Genomic DNA, 21,624 nt, shown 5'->3' with positions numbered 1-21,624 from the left:
CCATGCCGACGGATCTGGAGATCTCGCGGGCCGCGGTCCGCAAGCCGTTACCGGATGTCGCCGCGGACATGGGAATTCCGCCGGAACTGTTCGAGCCGTACGGCCGGGCGGCCGGCAAGATCTCGCTGGACGCGATCGAGGCACTGGCCGATCGTCCGCGCGCGAAGTACGTCGTCGTCACGTCCATCACCCCGACCCCGCTCGGTGAGGGCAAGACCACGACGACGGTCGGGCTGGGCCAGGCGTTCGGGCACATCGGCAAACGCGGCGTGATCGCGGTGCGGCAGGCGTCGATGGGGCCGACGTTCGGCATCAAGGGCGGCGCGGCAGGCGGCGGCTACGCCCAGGTGGTGCCGATGGAGGCCGTCAACCTGCACCTCACCGGGGACCTGCACGCGGTGACCTCGGCCCACAACCTGCTGGCCGCGATGGTCGACAACCACCTGCACAAGGGCAACGCCCTCGACATCGACCCGCTGCAGATCGCGTGGCGGCGGGTCCTGGACGTCAACGACCGGGACCTGCGGCAGATCGTCACGGGACTGGGCGGCAGGCAGGACGGCATCCCGCGGCAGACCGGTTTCGACATCACCGCCGCCAGCGAGGTGATGGCGGTGCTGGCCCTCGCCCGCTCCCTGCCGGACCTGCGGGCGCGGCTCGGCCGGATCGTCGTCGCCGAGGACCGGGCGGGCAACCCCGTGACGGCGGAGGACCTGCACGCGGCCGGGGCCATGTGCGTGCAGCTGCGCGACGCGCTGCAGCCGAACCTGCTGCAGACCACGGAGCAGACGCCCGCCCTGGTGCACTGTGGACCGTTCGGCAACATCGCGCACGGGAACTCGTCCGTGGTCGCCGACCTGATCGGCATCCACGGCGGCGATTACCTCGTGACCGAGGCCGGATTCGGCGCCGACATGGGTGCCGAACGGTTCTTCAACATCAAGTGCCGCGCGTCCGGCCTGACCCCCGACGCCGCCGTCATCGTGGCGACCGTGCGGGGGCTCAAGGCGCACACCGGCCGGTACCGCGTGGTGGCGGGCCGGCCGCTGCCCGAGGAGATGCTCGCCGAGAACCCGGACGACGTGTGGCTCGGCGCGGCGAACCTGCGCCGGCAGATCGCCAACGTCCGCGCCCACGGGGTGACACCCGTCGTGGCGGTCAACGCCTTCCCCGGCGACCACGAGAGCGAGAAACAGGCCATTGTGGACGTCGCGGCGTCGGAGGGCGTGCGCGCGGTCGTCGCGACGCACGTGGCGAAAGGCGGCAAAGGGGCGGCCGAACTGGCCGAGGCCGTGGTCGAGGCGTGCCGCACGCCGAGCGAGTACACCCCGCTGTACGCCGACGACCTGCCGCTGGCCGACAAGATCGACGTCGTGGCCCGGCGGATGTACGGCGCGGACGGCATCGACCTGAGCCGGACCGCACGCACGCAGTTGGAGACCTACGAGCGCCAGGGATTCGGCCGGCTTCCCGTGTGCGTGGCCAAGACGCACCTGTCGTTGTCGGACGATCCGTCGCGCAAGGGCGCCCCGGAGGGCTGGCGGTTGCCGGTCCGGGAGATCCGGTTGTCGGCCGGGGCCGGGTTCGTCTACCCGATCTGCGGCGACATGCGCACCATGCCGGGCCTGTCGTCGCGGCCCGCGGCCGAGCACATCGACATCGACGAGGCAGGCCAGGTCGTGGGGCTGTCGTAGAGGAAGTGATCGAGATGACCATGCCGCAGCGAGCCGACGTCGTCGTGATCGGAGCCGGCATCGTCGGCAACTCCGTGTGCCACCACCTCGCCGAGGCGGGGTGGCGCAACATCGTCCTGGTGGAGAAGGGTCCGCTGCCCGATCCGGGCGGTCGACCGGGCACGCGTCCAATTTCGTCTTCCCTGTCGACCACTCGCGGGAGATCACCGCGCTGACGACCGATTCGATGCGCCAGTACGAGAAACTGGGCACCCTCATCACGTGCGGCGGCGTCGAGGTGGCGCGCGAACCGGCGCGGGTCGAGGAGCTGAAACGGCGGATGGCCTCGGCCGAGGCGTGGGGCATCCCGTCCGAGCTGATCGAGCCGCGCCGCGTCGCCGAGCTCGTCCCGTTCGTCGATCCGGACATCCTGCTGGCCGGGTTCTGGACGCCGTCCGTCGCCGTCGTCGACCCGCTGCAAGCCGGTGCGCTGATGCGGGAACAGGCGATCGCGCAGGGCGCGCTGACCGTGTCGGCCGGCACCGAGGTCACCGACATCCGCACCCGCGGCGGCCGGATCGAGTCGGTGTGCACGACGGCGGGCGACATCGAGACGCCGATCGTCGTCGTGGCGTGCGGGGTGTGGAGCCCGCGGATCGCCCGGCTGGCCGGTGCGTCGATCCCGTTGACGCCCGCGGTGCACCAGATGATGGACGTGGGCCCGATCCCGGAGTTCGAGTCGACGGGCACCGCGATCGCCTATCCGATCGTCCGGGACATGGACGCGCTCATGTACGAGCGGCAGAGCGGCGCCGACCTGGAGATCGGCTCGTACGCCCACCGGCCGATCCTGCACGAGCCCGACGAGATCCCGTCGATCGCGGCGGCCGCCCTGTCGCCGACCCAGCTGCCGTTCACGTCCGACGACTTCGACCCGCAGCTCGAACAGGCACTGGAACTGTTCGGCAGCATCCTCGACCGGCCCGACGCGGGCGTGCGGCACGCGATCAACGGCCTGCTGTCGATGACCCCGGACGGCGCGCCGGTGCTGGGACCGTCGCCCGAGGTCGACGGCCTGTGGTCGGCCGCGGCGGTGTGGATCAAGGAAGGCCCCGGCGTCGGACGGATGCTCGCCGAGTGGATGACCCACGGCGACACCGAGATCGACCTGCACGGCGCGGACATCGCCCGTTTCTACCCGCACCAGCGCACGCGCGAGCACGTGCGCGCCCGCGCGCTCGAGGGATTCAACAAGACCTACGGCATCGTGCATCCGCGTGAGCAGTGGGAATCCGGTCGCGGCCGCCGGCTCTCGCCGTTCCACGCGAGGGAACGGGATCGGGACGCGATGTTCTTCGAGGTCGGCGGGTGGGAACGGCCGCACTGGTACGAGTCCAACCGCGGGCTGCTCGACGAGTTCGCCGACCGGATCCCGGACCGGCCGCACGAATGGGACGCCCGCTGGTGGTCGCCCATCATCGACGCCGAGCATCTCGCGATGCGCGAGCGCGCGGCCATGATCGACCTGACGGCGTTCGCACAGTTCGACGTGCGCGGACCCGGCGCGCTCGACTACCTGCAGCGGATGACGATGGCGCAGATCGACCGTCCGGTCGGCCGGCTCTGCTACACCCCGGTGCTGGCCCCGGGCGGCGGCTTCCGCAGCGACCTGACCGTCGTCCGGCTGGCCGAGGACCGCTTCCGCGTGATCACCGGCGGCGCGGACGGCGCCCGCGACCGGTTCTGGTTCGAGAGCAACCTGCCCGCCGACGGCTCGGTGTCGTTGGTGGACGTCACCTCGGCGGTGTGCACGCTGGGTCTGTGGGGTCCGCGGGCACGGGACATCCTCGCGGCGACGACCGGGGACGACGTGTCCGACGCGGCGCTGCCGTTCGGCACGGCCCGCGACATCACGGTCGCCGGGATCCCCGTGCTGGCCCTGCGCGTGTCGTACGTCGGCGACCTCGGCTGGGAACTGCACACGGCGTTCGAGCACGGACAGGCACTGTGGGACGCGATCGCCGAGGCGGGCGCACCACACGGGCTCGTCCCGGCGGGCATCGGCGTCTACGGCACGACCGGCCGCCTCGAGAAGGGCTACCGGCTGATGGGCGCCGAACTCGACGGCGAGTACAACCCGGTCGAGGCAGGACTGGCGTTGCCGAAGGTCAAGGCGGCCGACTTCATCGGGAAGGACGCCTACCTCGCCGCGCGGGAGACCGACCCGGCCGCGACCCTGTGCACCCTCACCGTCGACGACCACACGTCGGCGGCGGGTATCGCGCGGTACCCGCAGGGCGGCGAACCGATCCTCACCCGCGACGGCCGGCGGATCGTCGACCGCAAGGGACGGGGTTCGTTCGTCACCAGCGCGGGCGGGGCGCCCTCGCTCGGCGCGTACCTGCTGATGGCCTACCTGCCCGCCGAGCACGCCGTCGAGGGCACTGCGCTGCAGGTGGAGTACATGGCCGAGCGGTATCCGGTGACGGTCGCCCGCGTCGGCAGGAGGCCGTTGTTCGACCCGGACGACACGCGCATGAAGGCGTGAGGTCCCCGGCGGGACCGGAAGGAGGCGCCGTGCACATCGTGGTCTGTGTGAAGCGGGTGCCCGCCCTGGGGGCGCAGGTGCCCCTGACCGACGACGGCCTGGCCGTCGACACCCGCCACCTCGGGTTCACCATCGGCCCGCACGAGGAGTGCGCGATCGAGGAGGCCGTTCGGCTGGTCGCCGCGTACGGCGGCACCGTCACCGTCGTCACGGTCGGCCCGCCGGACGCCGCCGAACAGCTCCGGTACGCCCTGGCGATGGGGGCCGACCGGGCGGTGCTCGTCGACGCCGCGGTCGGGGCGGGCGACACCGAGTCCGACCCGCAGGAGACGGCCGACGCGCTGCGGCAGGGACTGGCCGACGAACCGGCACCGGATCTGGTGCTGGTCGGCGATTCGTCCGCCGACGCCGGACACGGCCAGGTCGGCATCCGTCTGGCCACGGCGCTCGGCCTGCCCGCCATCGGCGGCATCAAGGGCCTGGACGTGGCCCCGGCCGGCTCCGGTGGCCTGCGCGTGCGCGCGAGCCGGGAGGCCGACGGGGGAGTCGAGGTGTTCGGCCTCGACGCACCCGCGGTGATCGCCGTCAAGGAAGGACTGAACCTGCCGCGGTATCCGACGTTGCCGGGGCGGCTGAAGGCCAAGAAGGCCGAACTGCGGACGGTGCACCCCGACCCGGCGGCGGTGCGCTCGCACGGTCTGCGGACCGTCGGGCTGCGCATGCCCGAGGACCGGCGTGCGTCGGCGATCCCGCTGGGCCGGGGCGCCGACGCCGCGCCCGCCGTCGTCGACGTGCTGGCCCGGCTCGGAAAGGTGTGACGACGATGTTGATCCTGATCGACGACCTCGCGACCGCGCCCGAACTGGCGGCCCTCGCCCGCACACTCGACACCCGGGTCGCGGCGCTGCGTATCGGCGGGGAGCCGACCGGGGGTGCGGGACCGTCCGATGCGGCCCTGTCCGGGGTCGCCCTGTCCGATGTCGGAGTGTCCGGTGTGGACCGGATGTACGTGCCCCGCGGCGGCGAGCTCGCGGACTGGGGGCCGGGTGCGTGGGCGGCGGTCGTCGTGGAGCTGATCGAGCGGGTCCGCCCGTCCGCGGTGCTGGCCATGGCCGGTGGGCGGGCGGCCGAGGTGCTCACGCACACCGCGGCGCGGACCGGCGCGCCGCTCGCGACGAACTGCGTCGCGATCGACGCGGGGGACCGGATGTGGCGGGTGACGCGGACCCGCAGCGGGGGAGTGCTGCTCGAGGACGCCGAACTCGTCGCCGACGTGCCGATGGCGACCCTCGGCCCCGGATGCACCGTCACGCCGGCACCGCCCGCGGCGCCCGCCGCAGCCGGCGAGTGCGAGGTCGTCGAGTTCGCACCGGAGCTCCCGGCCGACGACATGCGGGTGCGTCTCGTCGAACGGGCCTCGAGCGAGCGGGGACTGTCGCTGGCCACCGCACCCGTCGTCGTCTCGGGCGGCCGTGGGGTCGGCAGCGCGGAAGGTTTCGCGGCGCTGGAGGAGCTCGCCGACGCGCTCGGCGGTGTCGTCGGCTGCTCGCGGGTCGCCACGAGCAACGGGTGGCGACCGCACCGCGACCAGGTGGGGCTGACGGGCACGAAGATCGCGCCCGAGCTCTACATCGCCTGCGGCATCAGCGGGGCCACCCAGCACTGGGTGGGCTGCATGGACGCGGCCGTGATCCTGGCCGTCAACACCGACCCGGAGGCGCCGATGATGCAGCGCGCGACGTACTCCGTGATCGGGGACGTGCACGAGGTCGTCCCCGCGCTCCTCGCCGAACTCGGCCGCCGCCGACGGGCGGCGAGTGACGGACTGCTGGAGACCCCTCACTCGGCCTGATGGCGCGGCCCCACGTCCGAGTGTCGGCAGGTGAGCGCCTCGTCACGCACAGCCTCCGACAGGGCCGAACGTGGCCCCTTCGGGTCATGTACAGTGACGACAGACCGTAAGATACGGCTCGTATCTTACGGAGGGGTGTTTCGACCGAGGCGGGACTGCGTGCCATCGCCGCATGCACGGGGTGAGCCGGCAGCGCCGTGTCCACTACGGGTCTCGGGACGATCGTGTCGGCAACGGCGCCGGCGACCTGCGACACGAGCAAGAGTCCGTCACGTATCCAGGAGCCGAATCCGCGCATGGCAAAACTTCTCTTCCGCCTCGGCAGGTCCGCCTACCGACGGTGGCCGCTGTTTCTGATCGTCTGGCTCGTCGTCCTCGGCGGTGTCGGCACGTTCTCGCTCACCCAGTCGGAGCCGATGTCGGATCAGTTCACGATCCCGGGCATCGAGTCCGTCGAGGCGGCCGAGACGTTGCCCGAGATCATGGACGGCGAGGGTTCGCCGACCGATGAGGCGAGCGTGCAGGTGGTCGTGCAGGCTCCCGAGGGGGAGCAGCTCGCCGCGCCCGAGAACATGCAGGCGATCGACGCGTTGATCGACGACCTGCGGGGCATCGAGACCGTGCCGCAGGGCGAGCAGGACATCGTCGGCCCGGTGCAGATGGCCGCGGGCCTCGAACAGCAGGCCGTCGAGCAGGCACGGCAGCAGGCCGAGGCCCAGGGGCAGCCGTTCCAGGAGGAGGCCGCGCTCGAGCAGGTGCGGCCCCAGCTGGCGGCGTCGTCGCCGGTCTCCGAGGACGGCCGCACCGGCCTGATCGACTTCGCGCTGGACGTCGAGCAGGTCGCCGACGTCGACCCGGCCACCCAGGAGAACATCCTGGCCACCGTCGAGGAGCACTCGGCGAACTCGGACCTGCAGATGGAGGTCCGTGGCCAGGGCATGCAGGTCATGGAGTTCGACAGCACCGCCGAGATCATCGGCATCTTCATGGCGCTGATCATCCTGGGCCTGACGTTCGGCTCGCTGGTGTCGGCGGGCATGCCGGTCGTCACCGCCGGCGTGGGTGTCGGTCTCGGCACGCTCGGCATCTCCGCGATGACGGTGTTCAGCGACGACATCACCTCCACGACGCCGATCCTCGCGACGATGATCGGTCTCGCAGTGGGCATCGACTACGCGCTGTTCATCCTCGCGCGCTACCGCAGCGAACTCGAGCACACCGACGACCAGGCCACCGCGCTCGGCATCGCCGTCGGCACCGCCGGTTCGGCCGTGGTGTTCGCGGGCCTGACGGTGATCATCGCCCTGGCGGCGTTGAGCGTCGTGGGCATCCCGTTCCTCAGCGCGATGGGCCTGGCCGCCGCGGCCACCGTGTCGATCGCCGTGCTCGTCGCGCTGACGCTGCTGCCCGCGGTCGTCGGCATGCTCAAGGGCAAGACGTTCGGCCTGACGTTCCGCAAGTACCGGCCGAAGCGTGACGAGGAGGGCCGGGTCGTCAACAACGGCGTCCGCTGGGCCCACTTCATCGGCAAGAAGCCGCTCGCCTGGACGTTGCTGGTGATCGTGGCGCTCGGTGTGCTGGCCATCCCGTTCAAGGACCTGCGGCTCGGCATGCCGAGCGACTCGACGGCGCCCGACGACTCCTCGCGCCGAGAGGCCGCCGAACTGGTGACCCAGGGCTTCGGCGCGGGCAAGCTCGACCCGCTGATGCTCGTCGTCGACGCCCGCGGCATCGCCGACGACCCGCAGGCCCAGCAGGCCGCCTACCAGGAGGCCCAGCAGTGGGCCGCCGAACAGGACGGCGTCGAGCACATCGTGCCGACCCCCGGCAACGACCGCGGCACGATGATCCTGCTGCAACCCCAGTACGGACCCGAGGATCCGCGCACCCAGGACCTGCTGGACAGCCTGCGGGCCGAGGAGGCGGCGTTCGAGAACCGCACCGGCGTGGACCTCGGCATCACGGGCACCGTCGCGATCATGGCCGACATCTCGCAGCAACTGAACGAGGCACTCGTGCCCTACCTGGCGATCGTCGTCGGACTGGCGTTCGTCCTGCTGGTGATGGTGTTCCGCTCATTGCTGGTGCCGTTGACCGCGACCCTGGGCTTCCTGCTGTCGGTGCTCGCCACGCTCGGCGTGACGGTCGCGCTGTTCCAGGAGGGTTGGTTCGGGATCTTCGAGGGCGGACCCATCGTCAGCTTCATGCCGATCCTGCTGGTCGGCGTGGTGTTCGGGCTGGCGATGGATTACCAGGTGTTCCTGGTGACCCGCATCCGCGAGGCCCACGTGCACGGTGCCGACTACAAGCAGGCGATCGTCGAGGGCTTCCGGAACTCGGCGCGGGTCGTCACCGCCGCGGCGTTGATCATGACCTCGGTGTTCGCGGGCTTCATCCTGATGGACGACGTGATCATCAAGTCCATGGGCTTCGCGCTCGCGGTGGCCGTCGTGTTCGACGCTTCGTGATCCGCATGCTGCTCATCCCGTCGCTGATGTACCTCATGAAGGACAAGGCGTGGGCGATGCCGAACTGGCTGGACAAGATCGTCCCGCACGTCGACGTCGAGGGCGAGAAGCTCGAGCGTCCGGAGATGTCGACCCGCTACGCCGACGCGGACAAGGAACCCGCCCGCGTCTGACCCCGTCGTGATGCTCCCGAGGGCCCTTTGGTCGCTCCCACCCGTCTCCCACCGCCACCCAAACGGACACGCTCCGCGTGGCAGTGTTCGATTCCACGCGACCATGGGGCCCTCGGGAGCTCTTTCGGTGGGGTTACTCGGCGGGTTTGTAGCCGTGGTGGGCGAACATCGGCAGGCAGATCGTGTCGACGATGTCGAGCACCCCGGCGTCGTCGAGATGGCCGTGGAAGAGCATGTCGTGGCTGAGCAACGCCAACGGCAGCATCGCCACGCGTTGCGGCAACGGCTCCGGCGGAAGCTCACCGCGGGCGCGCGCGTCGCTGAGGGCACGCAGCAACGTCTTCTCCGCCGGCGCGGAGGCGAGCTCGGCCATCTGCGGCAGCAGGTCGTCGTCGATCTCGGCGATCAACCTGCGGATCGTGTGGATGCCGAGCTGCTCGAACCGCCCGGCCAACGCCGTGCCCAGTGCCAGCAGGTCACCGCGCAGGGTGCCGGTCGTCTCGGCCGGCAGGTCGGCCGGCGCCGAGCGGATGAGGGCGTCGATGACCATCTGGGCACGGCTGGTGTACCGGCGGTAGATCACCGGTTTGCTCGTGTGGGCACGATGCGCGACGCCGTCGAACGTCAGGCCGGCGTAGCCGCGTTCGAACAGTTCCTCGCGCACGGCGTCGAGGATCGCCTCGCGGAGTTCCTCACCGCTGCGCCGGGTCGCGCGTGCCGGGTCGCTGTGCTCAGTCATGGCGGGGTCGTACTGTACCCGCTCGGAGCTGCGACCCGGTCACGCGCGAGGGCGGCGAGCAGGCCGCGTCACATCTGCTTCTCGCCCTCGCGGATCGCCTCGCGGATCCGGGTGTAGGTGCCGCAGCGGCAGATGTTGCGGATGCCGTCGAGGTCGGCGTCGGTGATCGTGCGGCCCTCCTCCCGCGCCTTCCGGACGAGCGCGACGGCCTTCATGATCTGGCCGGGCTGGCAGTAGCCGCACTGGGCGACGTCGCGGTCGAGCCACGCCTCCTGCATCGGGTGCAGTCCGTGCGGTCCGCGCGCACCCTCGTCGACCTGATCGGGCAGGCCCTCGATCGTGGTGATCTCGTCCGAATCGGACAGTGCGCCCACGGGCACGGCGCACGGGTTGAACGCCTTGCCGTTGATGTGGGACGTGCACGCCTTGCACACGTTGATTCCGCAGCCGTACTTCGGGCCCTTCACGCCGAGCAGGTCGCGCAGCACCCACAGCACGCGCACGTCGTCCTCGACGTCGACCGTCACCCGCTCACCGTTGACGAGGAATGTCTGTTCAGGCATTGTCGCTCCGCTTTCCGTAGATGCGCGTCAGAGGGTGTGGTCGAGACCGTCGGTCGGGGACTCCGGCACCGGGGGCGTCCGCGGTTTCGGCTCGAACGACAACGTCTGGTGGTTGATCGGGAACTCGGTCGCATGGTTCCGGTGGCCCGGGCGTAGGCGCACGCGGCGGCCGCCGCGGCCGAGGCGACGCCGGCCTCACCGACGCCACCGGGCGGTTCGGTGGACTCGAGCACGACCACCTCGACCTCCGGCGCGTGTTCCACTGCCGGGTGTAGAAGTAGTTGTCCCAACTGGCCTCCTCGAAGTGCCCGTCGCGCAGGTGGAGGCTGCTGGTGAGGGTCATCGCGATGCCGTCGTTGATGGCGCCGTGCATCTGCGCCTCGATACCGCGCGGGTTGATCGGCCTACCGCAGTCGATGACCATCGTCGCCTTCGTGACCCGCGGACCGGTGACGGCGTTGCGCACCTGGCGGTTGACCGTCTCGGGGCGGCAGTCGATGTCGACGATGCAGGCGGTGACGCCCTTGTACTCGACGTGCAGCCCGACGCCCTGCGCCATGCCGTCGGGCATCTCCTTGCCCCACTCGGCGACCTCGGCGGCCTTCTCCAGCGCGGCCCGCAGGCGGCCGTTGCGCAGGAACTGGAGGCGGAACTCCACCGGGTCCTTGCCCATACGCTCGGCCAGCTGGTCGACGATGAGCTCGCCGGCGGTGCGCACGTCCGGCTGGTAGATGTTGCGCATCGCGGCGGTGTTGAACCGCGTGTCGGTCTCGACCAGCGTCTGCCCGACGACGCCGAAGTCGTACGGCATCGTCGTGGTGAGCAGGAAGATGGTCTGCGAGAACGGCATGTTCCCGAGACCGGCGGGCAGGTCGGCGGCCTTGGCGGTGATGATGTCGCCGAGCCCGTGCCGGAAGTCCGTCTCGACGCTGGTGTGCTGTTGTTGCAGACCCAGCACCTTCCCGCCGACGAAGCTCGCCCGGATGCGGGAGGTCGCCAGCGGGTGGGTGCGTCCGACGCGCGAGTCGTCCGCGCGATGCCACATCAGCTTGACCGGCACACCCATCGCGTTGCTGACCTGCGCTGCCTCGATGGCGTAGTCGCCGTACAGCCGCCGGCCGAACGAACCGCCGCCCTGCACGACGTGGACCTCGACGTTGTCGAGCGGGATGCCGATCTTCTCGGCGATCAACCCCTGGGCGACGTTCGGGTTCTTCAGGCTGGCCCAGATCTCGGCGCGCCCGTCGCGTACGTCGGCGATGGCGCTGTTGGTGTCCAACGGGGAGTTGCTGCGGAACCAGAAGACGAAGTCGCCCTCGACGGTCTCGGCGCCAGGGGCACCGGGCAGCGTGGGGATGACCTTCTCGGCGGTGCGAACGTTGGCGAGGATGTCGTCATCGGACAGTCCGGCGACCGGTCCGTCGTTCCACGCCACGTCGAGCGCGCGGACGGCGTCGATGCACTGGCCGAACGTCGCGGCGCGCACGGCGACGCCGGTGGGGACGAGCGCCACGTGCGTCACGCCGGGCATCGACTCGACCTGCGCCTGGTTTCGCACGGACTGCGGGGTGCCGTTGAGCGTCGGCGCGCGGCAGATCATCGTCGGCAGCGCGTTCGGGACGTCCAGGTCGGTCGTGAACGTCTTGGTGCCGGTGACGGCCTCGAGCGCGTCGATCCGGTTGACCGGCGTGCCCACGACGGCGTGCGAGCCCTCGTCCTTGAGCTCGACCTCGACCGCCTCCGGCCGGTCCTTGGCGGCCATCGCCGCGAGTTGGCCGTAGTCGAACCGGCGCCCGTCCGGCGCGAGGATCTGGCCGAGGTGCGAGGTGAGCTTGTCGGCGCTGTCGCCGAGCAGGGTCGCCGCCGCCTGCAGCAGGGCCCCCTTCGCGATGGCCGCGGCCACGCGGATGGGCGTGTACATCGCGTGGATCGTGTTGGAGCCACCGGTGATCTGGTTGAACAGCAGCTCGGGCCGCGCCGGGGCGAGCGTGACGTGCACCTTCTCGACCGGCAGGTCGAGCTCCTCGGCGATGATCATGGCGGCGGCGGTGGTGATGCCCTGGCCGACCTCGGCGCGGGGGAGGGCGAACGACGCCGTGCCGTCCTCGTTGATGGTGACGGTGATCAGCTGCGAGGTCGGCGCCGCGGCGAGGGTGAGCAGATCGCTGAGGTCGGCGATCTCGGGGACCTGCGGCGGGCTCGGGACCTGCGCCTCGGCGGTCCCACGGAACAGGCCCAGATCGGCCGCGGCCACCACGGTGGCGCCGCCGAGCAGGTAGCCCATGAACCGGCGCCGATCGACCGTGAGCCGGGTGTCCGAAGTGGTCACGGATGCACGCTCCTTTGCGCGGGTGACACGGCCGGGTTCACCAGAACCCGAGGTGCCGACGCGCTGGTCGACACCCTCTGCCGCGTGGTACGTCTCTGTACCGCGCGGAACGGTACATCCGCGTACCATCGGCGGGCAAGCAATGTCGACCCATCGGGGAGTCCGGACGCCTGTGACCGACACCGAGACCGTGGCAGCCGCGCGGCCACCCGCCCGCTCCCGCGGCGACTTCCGCAGTCGGCTGCTCGCGGGGCTGGCCGAGGAGATCGCGCACGGCAGCTACCGCACCTCGACGGTCGCGGGCATCGTCCGCCGCGCGCAGACCTCGCGGCGGACCTTCTACCAGCACTTCACCGACCGTGACGAGTGTTTCCTGGTGCTGATGACCGAGGAGACGGCCGAGATGATCCGGCAGGTGTCGGCGGCCGTGGATCGCGACGCGTCGTGGCCCGAGCAGGTGCGGGCCGCCGTCGAGGCGTGGTTCCGCTACGCCGAGGCCGAACCGGGGATCATCCTCGCCTGGATCCGCGACGTCCCGGCCTCGGGGAGAAGTCGCGGCAGCTGCAGCGGATGCTGCTGGAGGGTTTTCTGGCGTTGGTCGACGACCTGGGCCAGGAGGCCGCCCGGCACGGCGACCGGCCGCGGGCGTCCAGGGAGATCGCCACCATCCTCGTCGGCGGCATGCGCGAACTGGTCGCGACCACCGTCGAGGACGGCCGCAGCCTGGCCGACATGACCGAGCCCGCCGTGCAGTCGGCGCTGGCCCTGCTCGCTCCGAACGGCGGCGATCGCACAGCGTGAGCAAGCTCTCGGCGCCCGCCGGAGGGTCCGCGGTACCGTGGACGGCGCTGGTGGTTCGCCAGTCCGCACCACGCATCCGCCCGACGGCGGGGCGCGTGCGGGCGGCGAGGCAAGAGGGAACCCGGTGTGAATCCGGGACTGCCCCGCAGCGGTAAGTGGGAACGAACGCCGTCAACAGCACTGGACCAGGCATCGGTCCGGGAAGCGACGGCCAGTAGGACGACCGGCCCGGCGCCGGAACCGCCCGCGAGTCCGAAGACCTGCCACCGGTGCGTGCACCGCCCGGTGTGCGCGAGTCCGAGGTCTCGCGGGAGGACCTGACGGACGGTGCCGGTCACCGCATCCCGGACAACGGATGCGGCCGGTCCGCGTCTGCGCAGCTCCCTCGAGGTACTCGGCGACTGTGTCGCCAGAGCTCGCGAGGAGAGAGCATGACCAGCAGCATCGGTTCCACCATTCTGGGATATCCCCGCATCGGCCCGCGCCGCGAACTGAAACGCGCCCTCGAGAAGTACTGGGCCGCGGCGTCCGGGGAGTCCGAACTCCGCGCCGTGGCCCGGGAACTGTGCGCCCGCACGTGGCGCGAACTGTCGGCCGCGGGACTGGATTCGGTCCCGGGCAACACGTTCTCGTACTACGACCACGTCCTCGACACCGCGACGATGCTCGGTGCGGTGCCCGCGCGTTTCCGGGCGCTCGGTCTCGGCCCGTTGGACACCTACTTCGCCATGGCCAGGGGAGCGGGGCGCACCGCGCCGCTCGAGCTGACGAAGTGGTTCGACACCAACTACCACTACCTCGTGCCCGAGATCGGCCCCGACACCGAGTTCACCCTGGCCGATCACACGCCGGTGACCGACTACCTCGAGGCGAGCACGCTCGGGGTGCCGACGCGTCCGGTGCTGCTCGGGCCCGTCACGTTCCTGCTGCTGGCCAAACCCGCTGCAGGCGCCCCGGAGGACTTCCGCCCCCTGGACCGGTTGGCCGACGTGCTGCCTGCGTACCGGCGCCTGCTGCGGGAACTGCACGCCGCGGGCGCGGACTGGGTGCAGTTCGACGAACCGGCGTTGGCCGCCGACCGCACCGAGTCCGAACTGGACGCGGTGCGCACCGCGTACGCCGCACTGGGTGAGCTCGGCAACCGACCGTCCATTCTGGTCGCCGGGTACTTCGGCGACCTGGACGGAGCGATCGACGTGCTCGCCGCGGCACCCGTCGAGGGCCTCGCGGTCGACCTGGTGTCCAGCCCGTCCACGGTGGACAGGGTGGCGGAGCAGCCGGGGCTGGCGGACAAGACGCTCGTGGCCGGCGTGATCGACGGACGGAACGTGTGGCGCACCAACCTGGACGCCGCGTTGACCACCGTCACGACACTGCGCGAGTCGGCACGGGACGTGGCCGTGAGCACCTCGTGCTCGCTGCTGCACGTGCCCTACGACGTCGAGGCCGAGCCGTCGCTCGATCCGGAGGTGCGGCCGCATCTGGCGTTCGCGGTGCAGAAGGTGCGCGAGGTCGTCACGCTGGGCCGCGCGCTGACGAACGGGCGGGCGAGTGTCGGTGCCGCGTTCGAGGCCTCGCGCGCCGCGCGCGCGGTCACCGGCAGGACGTACAACCACCGGGTGCGGGCACGGCTGGAGATGGTGCGGCCGGCGCACATCCGCAGGCCCGACTACGAGACACGGCGCCGGCTGCAGGACAACGCGCTGCGGCTGCCGCCGTTGCCGACCACGACCGTCGGGTCGTTCCCGCAGACGGCCGACCTGCGCAAGACCCGGGCCGCGTGGCGACGGGGCGACGTGTCCACCGAGCAGTATCGCGAGCGGATGCGCGAGGAGATCCGCGACATCGTCCGGCTCCAGGAGGACGTCGGGCTCGACGTGCTGGTGCACGGCGAACCCGAGCGCGGCGACATGGTGCAGTACGTCGCCGAGCACCTCGACGGGTTCGCCACGACCGAGCACGGCTGGGTGCAGTCCTACGGTTCGAGGTGCGTCCGGCCGCCGATCCTGTTCGGCGACGTGTCGCGACCGGCGCCGTTCACGGTGGAGTGGGCCCGCTACGGGCAGAGCCTCACCGACAAGCCCGTGAAGGGCATGCTCACCGGACCGGTGACGATGCTGGCGTGGTCGTTCGTGCGCAACGACCAGTCCGCTGCGGACACCGCGGCCCAGGTGGCGCTGGCGCTGCGGGACGAGGTGCGGGACCTGGAACGGGCCGGGATCGGCGTGATCCAGGTCGACGAGCCCGCGCTGCGGGAACTGTTGCCGCTGCGCCGACGCGATCGCCGCGACTACCTGTGCTGGGCCGTCGAATCGTTCCGTCTCGCGACCTCCGGTGTCGCCGACGTGACGCAGATCCACACGCATCTGTGCTACGCCGAGTTCGGCGACGTGCTCGACGCGATCGTGGCCCTCGAGGCCGACGTGACGAGCATCGAGGCGGCACGATCGCACATGGAGGTCCTCGACGATCTCGCCGCGGTCGGTTTCGCCCGCGGCGTCGGACCCGGCGTGTACGACATCCACTCGCCCCGGGTGCCCGGTGCTGCCGAGATCGCGCGGTTGCTGGCCGAGGCGATGGAGTCGGTGCCCGTCGGCAGGCTGTGGGTCAATCCCGACTGCGGGCTCAAGACCCGCGGCTACGCCGAGACCGAGGAGGCGTTGCGCGCCATGGTGGAGGGTGCCCAGACGGCCCGCCGCTCGCTGCGCTGAGCAGGCGGGCGCGCGCCGCTCAGGACGTGGGCGGGGCCGGCGGGGGACCCGACCACCGGTGCACGCCGACGTCCTGGGCGGCGGTGTCGCGGTGCATCCGGTCGAACGTCGCGTGGAACGCCGCGTTGCGCGCCTCGACGCGGTCCTGCCCGGCCTGGATCTCGGGCAGCCGTTCGCGGAGCTCGGCGAGCAGGGCGCTCTCGTCCACCGTGGTGACCCGGCCCTCGTCGACGACGATCTCGCCCGCGACGACGACCTGCCGGAGCGACTCGCCGTTCTCGGAGTACACGAGCTGCAGCTCGGTCCGGTTGCGGGGGGTGAACGCGAGGCTGGTGAGGTCGTAGACGAGCAGGTCGGCCTGCTTGCCGACCTCGAGCGTGCCGACGTCGGTCTGCAGCTGCGCCGTGCGGGCGCCGCCGCGCGTGGCGGCGTGGAGGACCTCGTCGACGGTCGGCCACGTCTCGTGGTCGGGATCGGTGACCTTGTGCAGCAGGGCGGCCGCCTTGATGACGTCGTGCAGGCGCGGCGTGTCGCTGCTGGAGCACCCGTCGGAGCCGAGCCCGAGCGGCACGCCCGCGTCGTGGTAGCGCCGCCACGGGGCGATCCCGGAGCCGAGTTTGAGGTTGGAGACCGGATTGTGCGCGACGCACGTGCCGGCCTCGGCGAGCAGCTCGACGTCGGAGTCGGTGGTCCAGACCCCGTGCGCGAGCGTGGTGTTGGCCGACAGGGCGTCGATGCGGCGCAGATGCTCGACGAGCGTCGCGTTGTAGAACTCCCGTCCTGTGACGGCCTGGGTCTTGGTCTCCAGCACGTGGATGTGGCATTCGGCGCCGTTCGCCACGGCGAGTTCGGTGGCGCCTGCCAGCAGGTCGTCGGTGCAGCGCTGCGGACCGGAGGGGGCGACCATGTAGTGCAGCCGGCCGCCGCCGCGGCCGGCGTACCGGTCGAACGCCTCGGCGCTGAAGTCGAGGTACTCCTTCGTCGTGGGCACAGGCAGGGTGCGGACCTCGTCGAGCAGGTCGGCGGGCAGCCAGGACGAGACGTAGGGGAGCGTGTCGACGAACGGGCGGTTGATGATGTGGCCCGAGATGTTCGCGCGGATGCCGACCTCGTCGTAGGCGTCGAACACGGCGTCGAGCTGGTCGAAGTCCTGGCCGGGCGTCTCGAGCACGTCGTCGACGAGCGTCGTGGTGCCCGACCGGAGCGATTCGACGGCGAACAGGCTGCTGCGCAGCCGCACCAGGTCCGGCGGCAGGGGCGCCGCGCCGAGGATCGGATACGAGTACAGCATCCACAGTTCGAGCGGCAGGTTGTCGTACCGGCCCTTGGCCAGGTACTCCCACGAGTGCGTGTGCGCGTTGACGAATCCCGGGCAGACGAGCCGGTCGCGGCCGTCCAGCACGGTGTCGCCGTCGGCGACCGGCACGTCCTCGGCGTCGGCGGCGATCGCGGTGACGACGCCGTCGGAGATCCGGATCGTGCGCCGCACCGGGGTGGACCCGGTGTCGTCGTCCATGGTGATGACGTCGGCGTCGCGGATGACGAGGGCCACGGTCAGTTCTCCTTCGGGGTCGTGCCGGCGGTGCGGGTGGTGCGGAGGTGGGCGGCCAGGACGAGCGCCAGCGCGACGGCGATGCCCTGCACCGGCGGGATGCCGATGTCGAACAGCGAACCGACGAGCGCGGCGGCCGTGCCGCCCAGGTAGGCGATCGTGCCCGGCCACAGCACGGCGGGCACGTCCTCGAGCGGGGTGCCGGGGTCGCGGCGCCGCCACACGAGCAGGAACATGCCGATCAGCACACCACCCAACGGCGGGATGAGCACGCCGAGCATGGTGAGGAACGCGGTGAGCGCGTCGCGATACCGGTCAGCGCCATGACGATGCCGACCACGACGCCGCCGACCACGAACGGCCGCTTGTCCGGTTTACCGGCGAGCTCGGCGCCGGCGACACCGAAGGCGTAGGCGGCGTTGTCGTTGGTGGTCCACAGGTTCGTGACGATCAGCAGCACGGCCAGTCCGGTGGAGCCGAGCGTGAGCAGGACGGCGGAGAAGTCCGGTTCGCCGTAGCCGATCGCGCCGAGTCCGCCGAAGAAGAACAGTCCGAACTGGACGGTGAGGATGGTGGCGGCGGTGATGGCGAACATCATCCGCCCGCCCGCGGCGAATCGGGTCCAGTTGCCGATCTGGGTGCCGCCGCTGATGAACGTGCCGATCATGAGGGTCAACGCGGTGCCGATGCTCATCGCGCCGGTCCCGGAATGGGCGAGCAGGCCGTCCCAGCCGCCTGCCTCGGACGTCGCCGACACCGCCACCCAGATGCACAGCGCGGTCATGAGCGGCACCGACAGCCACGACAGCAGTTCGATGCCGCGGAACCCGGTGTAGGCGGTGACCGCCATCGCGACGCCGCCGACGACGACCAGCGGCCACGTCACCGACAGGCCCAGCGCACCGCCGACCAGCGTCGCCAGCAGGCCGATCGTGATGCCGTACCAGCCGACCTGCGTGCCGCCGAGCAGCACGGACGCCCACCGGCCGCCGATGCGACCCAGCGCGAGGCGTGACAACAACACGGTGGTGAGCCCGGTGCGGGCACCCGCCAGTCCGAGCGTCGCGATGTACCCGGCGAGGACGAGTGCCGACACCACCGCGAGTCCGAGGAACGCGCCGAACGAGAACTCCGCCGCGACCTGGCCGCCCGTGGCCATCGTCGGGGTGAAGAACCCGAACCCGGCGATGACGACGGCCAGCGACGCGACGCCCTTGCGCCCGCTGACGGGAACCCGGCTCAGCGGGTAGTCGCGGTCGACGACCGTGACCGCCGGGTCATCGGCTGCGGGGCTTTCTACGGCGGTGGATCGCGGCATGGGGCACCTCGCTGGGGACGGGGTCGATTCCCCGATCTAACGCACCGACCTGCGGTGTTTCCATGCCTGCGGCCCAGATGTGGACGACCGTGCCCGGCGGGGCCCGGGTCGGTGTCGGATCGCACACCGCCGCGCAACACGGCCGTCAGCAACCGCAACGTGGCGGTTACGTACCGGCTCTAGCGTTGCCCGCCATGTGTGCCGCTGATTCCGTGGAGACCCCTCGGATCCGGGTGTTGGACGTGCTCGGATGGGCCGAGGGGCTGCGCCTCGTGGGCCGACCTGTGGGACTGGACCGATCGGTCCGGTGGGCGCAGGCGACCGATCTCATCGATCCCTCGCCGTACCTGCGCGGGGAGGAGCTCGTCCTGGTGACCGGACTGTCGTTGGCCGACGCCGCCGCGTGCGCGGAGTTCGTGCGCGCGTTGGCGCCCGCCCGGCCCGCCGCGATCGGCTACGCGGTGGGGGTGGTGCACGAGTCGGCGCCGGACGAACTCGTCCGCTGCGCCAACGACACCGGAACACCCGTGTTCGAGATCCCGCCGACCGTGCCCTTCGTCCACTTCACCGAACGCCTCGCCCGCGAACGGGTCGCGCATCGGGAACGGACCGCCAACGGGCATCTGCTCGACCTGATCCGTCGGGGCCGGGCGCGCCCCGACGTGCTGGCCGAACGCGCGCCGGGGTTGGCCGGCGCCGGGGAGCTCGCCGTGCTGGCCTCGTCCGCCGGCGATGCGGCGGACACGCTCGACTCGGCCGAGGACACCTTCGCCGGCGCCGTCGACGAACGGCTCGTCGTGGTGCACCGCGCGGGCGCGCGCCCGCGACCGGACCGCGGAACCTACGGCATGAGCGGTGTCGGCGCCGTCGAGGATCTGCCGTTGCTCATCGAGCACGCACTGTCCGCCTTGGACCTGGCGATCCGCCGCGGCTCCCCGGCGACCGCGGCCGAGCTGGTGTCGATCGAGGCGTTGGCGCAGTGCCTGCCCGGCGGGTATCTGCGGCTGTTCCGGCAACGGCTGCACGAACCGCTGGCGCGCTACGACCGGGCGCACCACGGCTGCCTGGTCGAGACGTTGCGCGTGCTGATCGACTGCGACGGCTCCGTGGCCGCGTGCGCACGCACCATGTACGTGCATCCCAACACCGTCCGCAAACGGCTCGCGCGCGTGCGCGGGCTCACGGGCAAGGATCCGGTGGTGCCGCTCGACCTGGCCGCGTTGGCGTTGGCATTGCCCGACACGCCCCTGAGCGAGGTGCCCGTGCCGGCCGACGGAGCCGGACTGCCCGTCCGGTGAACGGGCAGTCCGGGCGCGTCAGCGTCGCGCCGGGGCGCGGGTGAGGGTCAGCACGATCAGGCCGAGGACGACCATCGCTGCCGCGAACACGGCCGTGCGCGCCAGGTCCTGGTCGGTGCCGGTGGCCGCGAGTTCGCCGTACTCGGACGCACCGGCCTCCTTCGCCGGCTGGTCCGTCGCAGCCTGTTGATCAGCGGCCTGCTGATCGGTGCCGCCGCCGACGGTCGGGTCGTCGGCACCGGCGTTCATCATGCCGCCCGCGGCGTCATCGTCCAGATCGGACCGAGCCATGTCCGAGTTGGACTCGGGGCGCGCCTCCGAGGATTCCGGCTCCGAGGACTCCGGCTCGGTGGCGTCCGGTGCGGACTGCTCCGTGGCGTCGTCGCGCTGGTCATCGGCATCCGGGGCAGGCTCCGGGCTGGGCTCCGGCTCGGGAGAGGGCTCCGGCTCGGGCTCCGGGGAAGGCTCGGGCTCCGGGCTGGGCTCCGGTTCGGGACTCGGCTCGGGTTCCGGCTCGGGGGACGGTTCCGGGCTGGGCTCGGGCTCCGGCTCACGGGCGGCGTCGCCGAGGGCGAGCGCGCGGAGCTGGTCCATCGAGCCGTTGAAGGTGTTCTGGTCGCCGGGCATCGGACCAGAGTCGGCGTACTGCCAGATCGTGTACGAGCCCCAACCGGCGGGGAGCTCGCCGACACTGTCGGAGTAGCGCGCGATGAACAGGGGATGGTCGTCGGCGAACTCGGCACTGTTGCCGGTGCAGGTCTTCCACCAGTCGGTGGTCGTGTAGATCATCGGCCAGCGGCCGGTGCGGTCGTGGAGGCGCTCGGAGAAGTCGCGGATCCACTGGCGCATCTCGCCCTGGGAGCGGTTGTAGCAGGCCTCGCCGTTGGGGTTGTACTCGACGTCGAGCAACGGAGGCAGGGTCTTGCCGTCCGCGGTCCAACCGCCGCCGTTGTCGGCGAAGTAATCGGCCTGCGCCGCACCACCGCCGACATCGGGCCGGGCGAAGTGGTACGCCCCGCGGATCAGTCCGGCGTCGTAGGCGCCGTTGTACTGCTGGGCGAAGTACGAGTTGGTGAAGCCGGTGCCCTCGGTGGCCTTGACGTAGGCGAAGCGGGCTCCGGTGTCCCACGCCTCCTGCCAGTCGACGTTCTCCTGCCATCCGGACACGTCGATGCCGGGCACTCCGGCGGGCTTGGCCTCGGCGCGTGACGCGCCGAGCAGTGCCATCGATCCCAGTAGGACGGCCGCCAGTGCGGCCAGTGCGACGGCGGTTCGCGTCGCGGAGCGCAGGCCGGTCGCCGGCATCGTGTTCCTCCCATGTCGCGAGCGGCCCGGCCGCACGCGCCTCGGTCGGGTTGCGGCGAGCACGGCCACACCCTGATCAGCACAAGCCATCACAGGATCGGTGCGCATGGGGCGGCTGTAAACAGGTGGGTCTTGTGTGACACGTGTGACGGACGTTGTTTACCCAGGTCAGGTGGGCGGGGGAGTCGTCCCGAGCTGGGTAAGTCACCCGCTGAGGTGACGTCTACGAGGTGATGATCGGCGGTGCCCTCGGCCGCGTCGGCGGTGGATTCGGGCTCTTCCCAACCCATCGCG

Annotated in this window: 15 protein-coding genes, 1 pseudogene and 1 riboswitch; of the genes and pseudogenes, 9 read left to right on the top strand and 7 right to left on the bottom strand. The window is 71.3% G+C overall.

The window, feature by feature from the left end; translation table 11 throughout:
* Positions 1–2: 2 nt before the first annotated feature.
* The 6 genes from BJF85_RS01280 (at position 3) to BJF85_RS28635 (ending at position 8,714) form a co-directional block, all read left to right on the top strand.
* Positions 3–1,694: a formate--tetrahydrofolate ligase gene (locus BJF85_RS01280; protein ID WP_075845392.1), complete on the top strand. Its 1,692-nt coding sequence runs from the start codon at positions 3–5 to the stop codon at positions 1,692–1,694.
* Between the two features lie 76 nt (positions 1,695–1,770).
* Entirely contained in the window at positions 1,771–4,221 is a 2,451-nt protein-coding gene (locus BJF85_RS01275) for an FAD-dependent oxidoreductase (RefSeq protein ID WP_369822046.1), read from the top strand.
* Between the two features lie 29 nt (positions 4,222–4,250).
* On the top strand, positions 4,251–5,039 hold the full coding sequence (locus BJF85_RS01270; RefSeq protein ID WP_075845391.1) for an electron transfer flavoprotein subunit alpha: 789 nt from the start codon (positions 4,251–4,253) through the stop codon (positions 5,037–5,039).
* A 5-nt stretch (positions 5,040–5,044) separates the two neighbouring features.
* The gene (locus tag BJF85_RS01265) at positions 5,045–6,073 is read left to right on the top strand and encodes an electron transfer flavoprotein subunit alpha/FixB family protein (RefSeq protein ID WP_075845450.1); all 1,029 of its coding nucleotides are present in this window, start codon (positions 5,045–5,047) and stop codon (positions 6,071–6,073) included.
* 296 nt (positions 6,074–6,369) lie between these two features.
* Positions 6,370–8,541 carry an MMPL family transporter gene (locus BJF85_RS01260; RefSeq protein WP_222844411.1) on the top strand — a complete coding sequence of 724 codons (2,172 nt, stop codon included), beginning with the start codon at positions 6,370–6,372 and terminating at the stop codon, positions 8,539–8,541.
* Positions 8,542–8,546: 5 nt separating this feature from the next.
* A complete protein-coding gene (locus BJF85_RS28635; RefSeq protein ID WP_222844410.1) occupies positions 8,547–8,714 on the top strand; it encodes a hypothetical protein in 168 nt (55 codons plus the stop codon).
* Between the two features lie 133 nt (positions 8,715–8,847).
* Here BJF85_RS28635 and BJF85_RS01255 read toward each other — a convergent pair whose 3' ends face one another.
* From BJF85_RS01255 to BJF85_RS01245, 3 genes are all read right to left on the bottom strand, one after another.
* Positions 8,848–9,453 carry a TetR/AcrR family transcriptional regulator gene (locus tag BJF85_RS01255; protein ID WP_075845390.1) on the bottom strand — a complete coding sequence of 202 codons (606 nt, stop codon included), beginning with the start codon at positions 9,451–9,453 and terminating at the stop codon, positions 8,848–8,850.
* Positions 9,454–9,521: 68 nt separating this feature from the next.
* A complete protein-coding gene (locus BJF85_RS01250; protein WP_075845389.1) occupies positions 9,522–10,016 on the bottom strand; it encodes a (2Fe-2S)-binding protein in 495 nt (164 codons plus the stop codon).
* Positions 10,009–12,345, bottom strand: a complete 2,337-nt coding sequence (locus BJF85_RS01245) for a molybdopterin cofactor-binding domain-containing protein (RefSeq protein ID WP_369822044.1) — start codon at positions 12,343–12,345, stop codon at positions 10,009–10,011. Before BJF85_RS01245 ends, BJF85_RS01250 begins: the two co-directional genes overlap by 8 nt.
* Positions 12,346–12,517: 172 nt before the next feature.
* Here BJF85_RS01245 and BJF85_RS01240 point away from each other — a divergent pair, with 172 nt between their 5' ends.
* Both BJF85_RS01240 and metE read left to right on the top strand, forming a co-directional pair.
* Entirely contained in the window at positions 12,518–13,081 is a 564-nt protein-coding gene (locus tag BJF85_RS01240; protein ID WP_255375306.1) for a TetR/AcrR family transcriptional regulator, read from the top strand.
* 176 nt (positions 13,082–13,257) lie between these two features.
* Positions 13,258–13,408, top strand: a riboswitch (cobalamin riboswitch).
* A gap of 169 nt (positions 13,409–13,577) precedes the next feature.
* Positions 13,578–15,857: a 5-methyltetrahydropteroyltriglutamate--homocysteine S-methyltransferase gene (gene metE / locus BJF85_RS01235; RefSeq protein ID WP_075845388.1), complete on the top strand. Its 2,280-nt coding sequence runs from the start codon at positions 13,578–13,580 to the stop codon at positions 15,855–15,857.
* 19 nt (positions 15,858–15,876) lie between these two features.
* On the opposite strand, the gene BJF85_RS01230 is transcribed toward metE, so the two are convergent.
* Genes BJF85_RS01230 through BJF85_RS01225 form a run of 3 tightly spaced genes read right to left on the bottom strand, consistent with a single transcriptional unit; the run spans position 15,877 to position 18,727 of the window.
* Positions 15,877–17,409, bottom strand: coding sequence for an amidohydrolase family protein (locus tag BJF85_RS01230; protein ID WP_075845387.1), 1,533 nt, complete (start codon positions 17,407–17,409; stop codon positions 15,877–15,879).
* A gap of 2 nt (positions 17,410–17,411) precedes the next feature.
* Positions 17,412–17,690, bottom strand: coding sequence for a hypothetical protein (locus tag BJF85_RS28630; RefSeq protein WP_222844409.1), 279 nt, complete (start codon positions 17,688–17,690; stop codon positions 17,412–17,414).
* Complete coding sequence (locus tag BJF85_RS01225; RefSeq protein ID WP_222844408.1) at positions 17,651–18,727, bottom strand: cytosine permease; 1,077 nt, start codon at positions 18,725–18,727, stop codon at positions 17,651–17,653. The genes BJF85_RS28630 and BJF85_RS01225 overlap by 40 nt, the downstream gene beginning before the upstream one ends.
* A 212-nt stretch (positions 18,728–18,939) precedes the next feature.
* On the opposite strand from BJF85_RS01225, the gene BJF85_RS01220 reads away from it, so the two are divergent.
* On the top strand, positions 18,940–20,025 hold the full coding sequence (locus BJF85_RS01220; protein WP_158056733.1) for a PucR family transcriptional regulator: 1,086 nt from the start codon (positions 18,940–18,942) through the stop codon (positions 20,023–20,025).
* Between the two features lie 564 nt (positions 20,026–20,589).
* Here BJF85_RS01220 and BJF85_RS29360 read toward each other — a convergent pair.
* Positions 20,590–21,330 (bottom strand): annotated as a pseudogene (locus tag BJF85_RS29360) (lysozyme); the annotation flags it as partial.
* Positions 21,331–21,624: the final 294 nt, after the last annotated feature.

Origin of the sequence: Saccharomonospora sp. CUA-673 (genome assembly GCF_001942305.1) — a bacterium.
In the GTDB taxonomy this organism is placed as follows: domain Bacteria; phylum Actinomycetota; class Actinomycetes; order Mycobacteriales; family Pseudonocardiaceae; genus Prauserella.
Note: the sequence above shows the minus strand (reverse complement) of the source record. Positions and strands in the feature narration are given on the sequence as shown.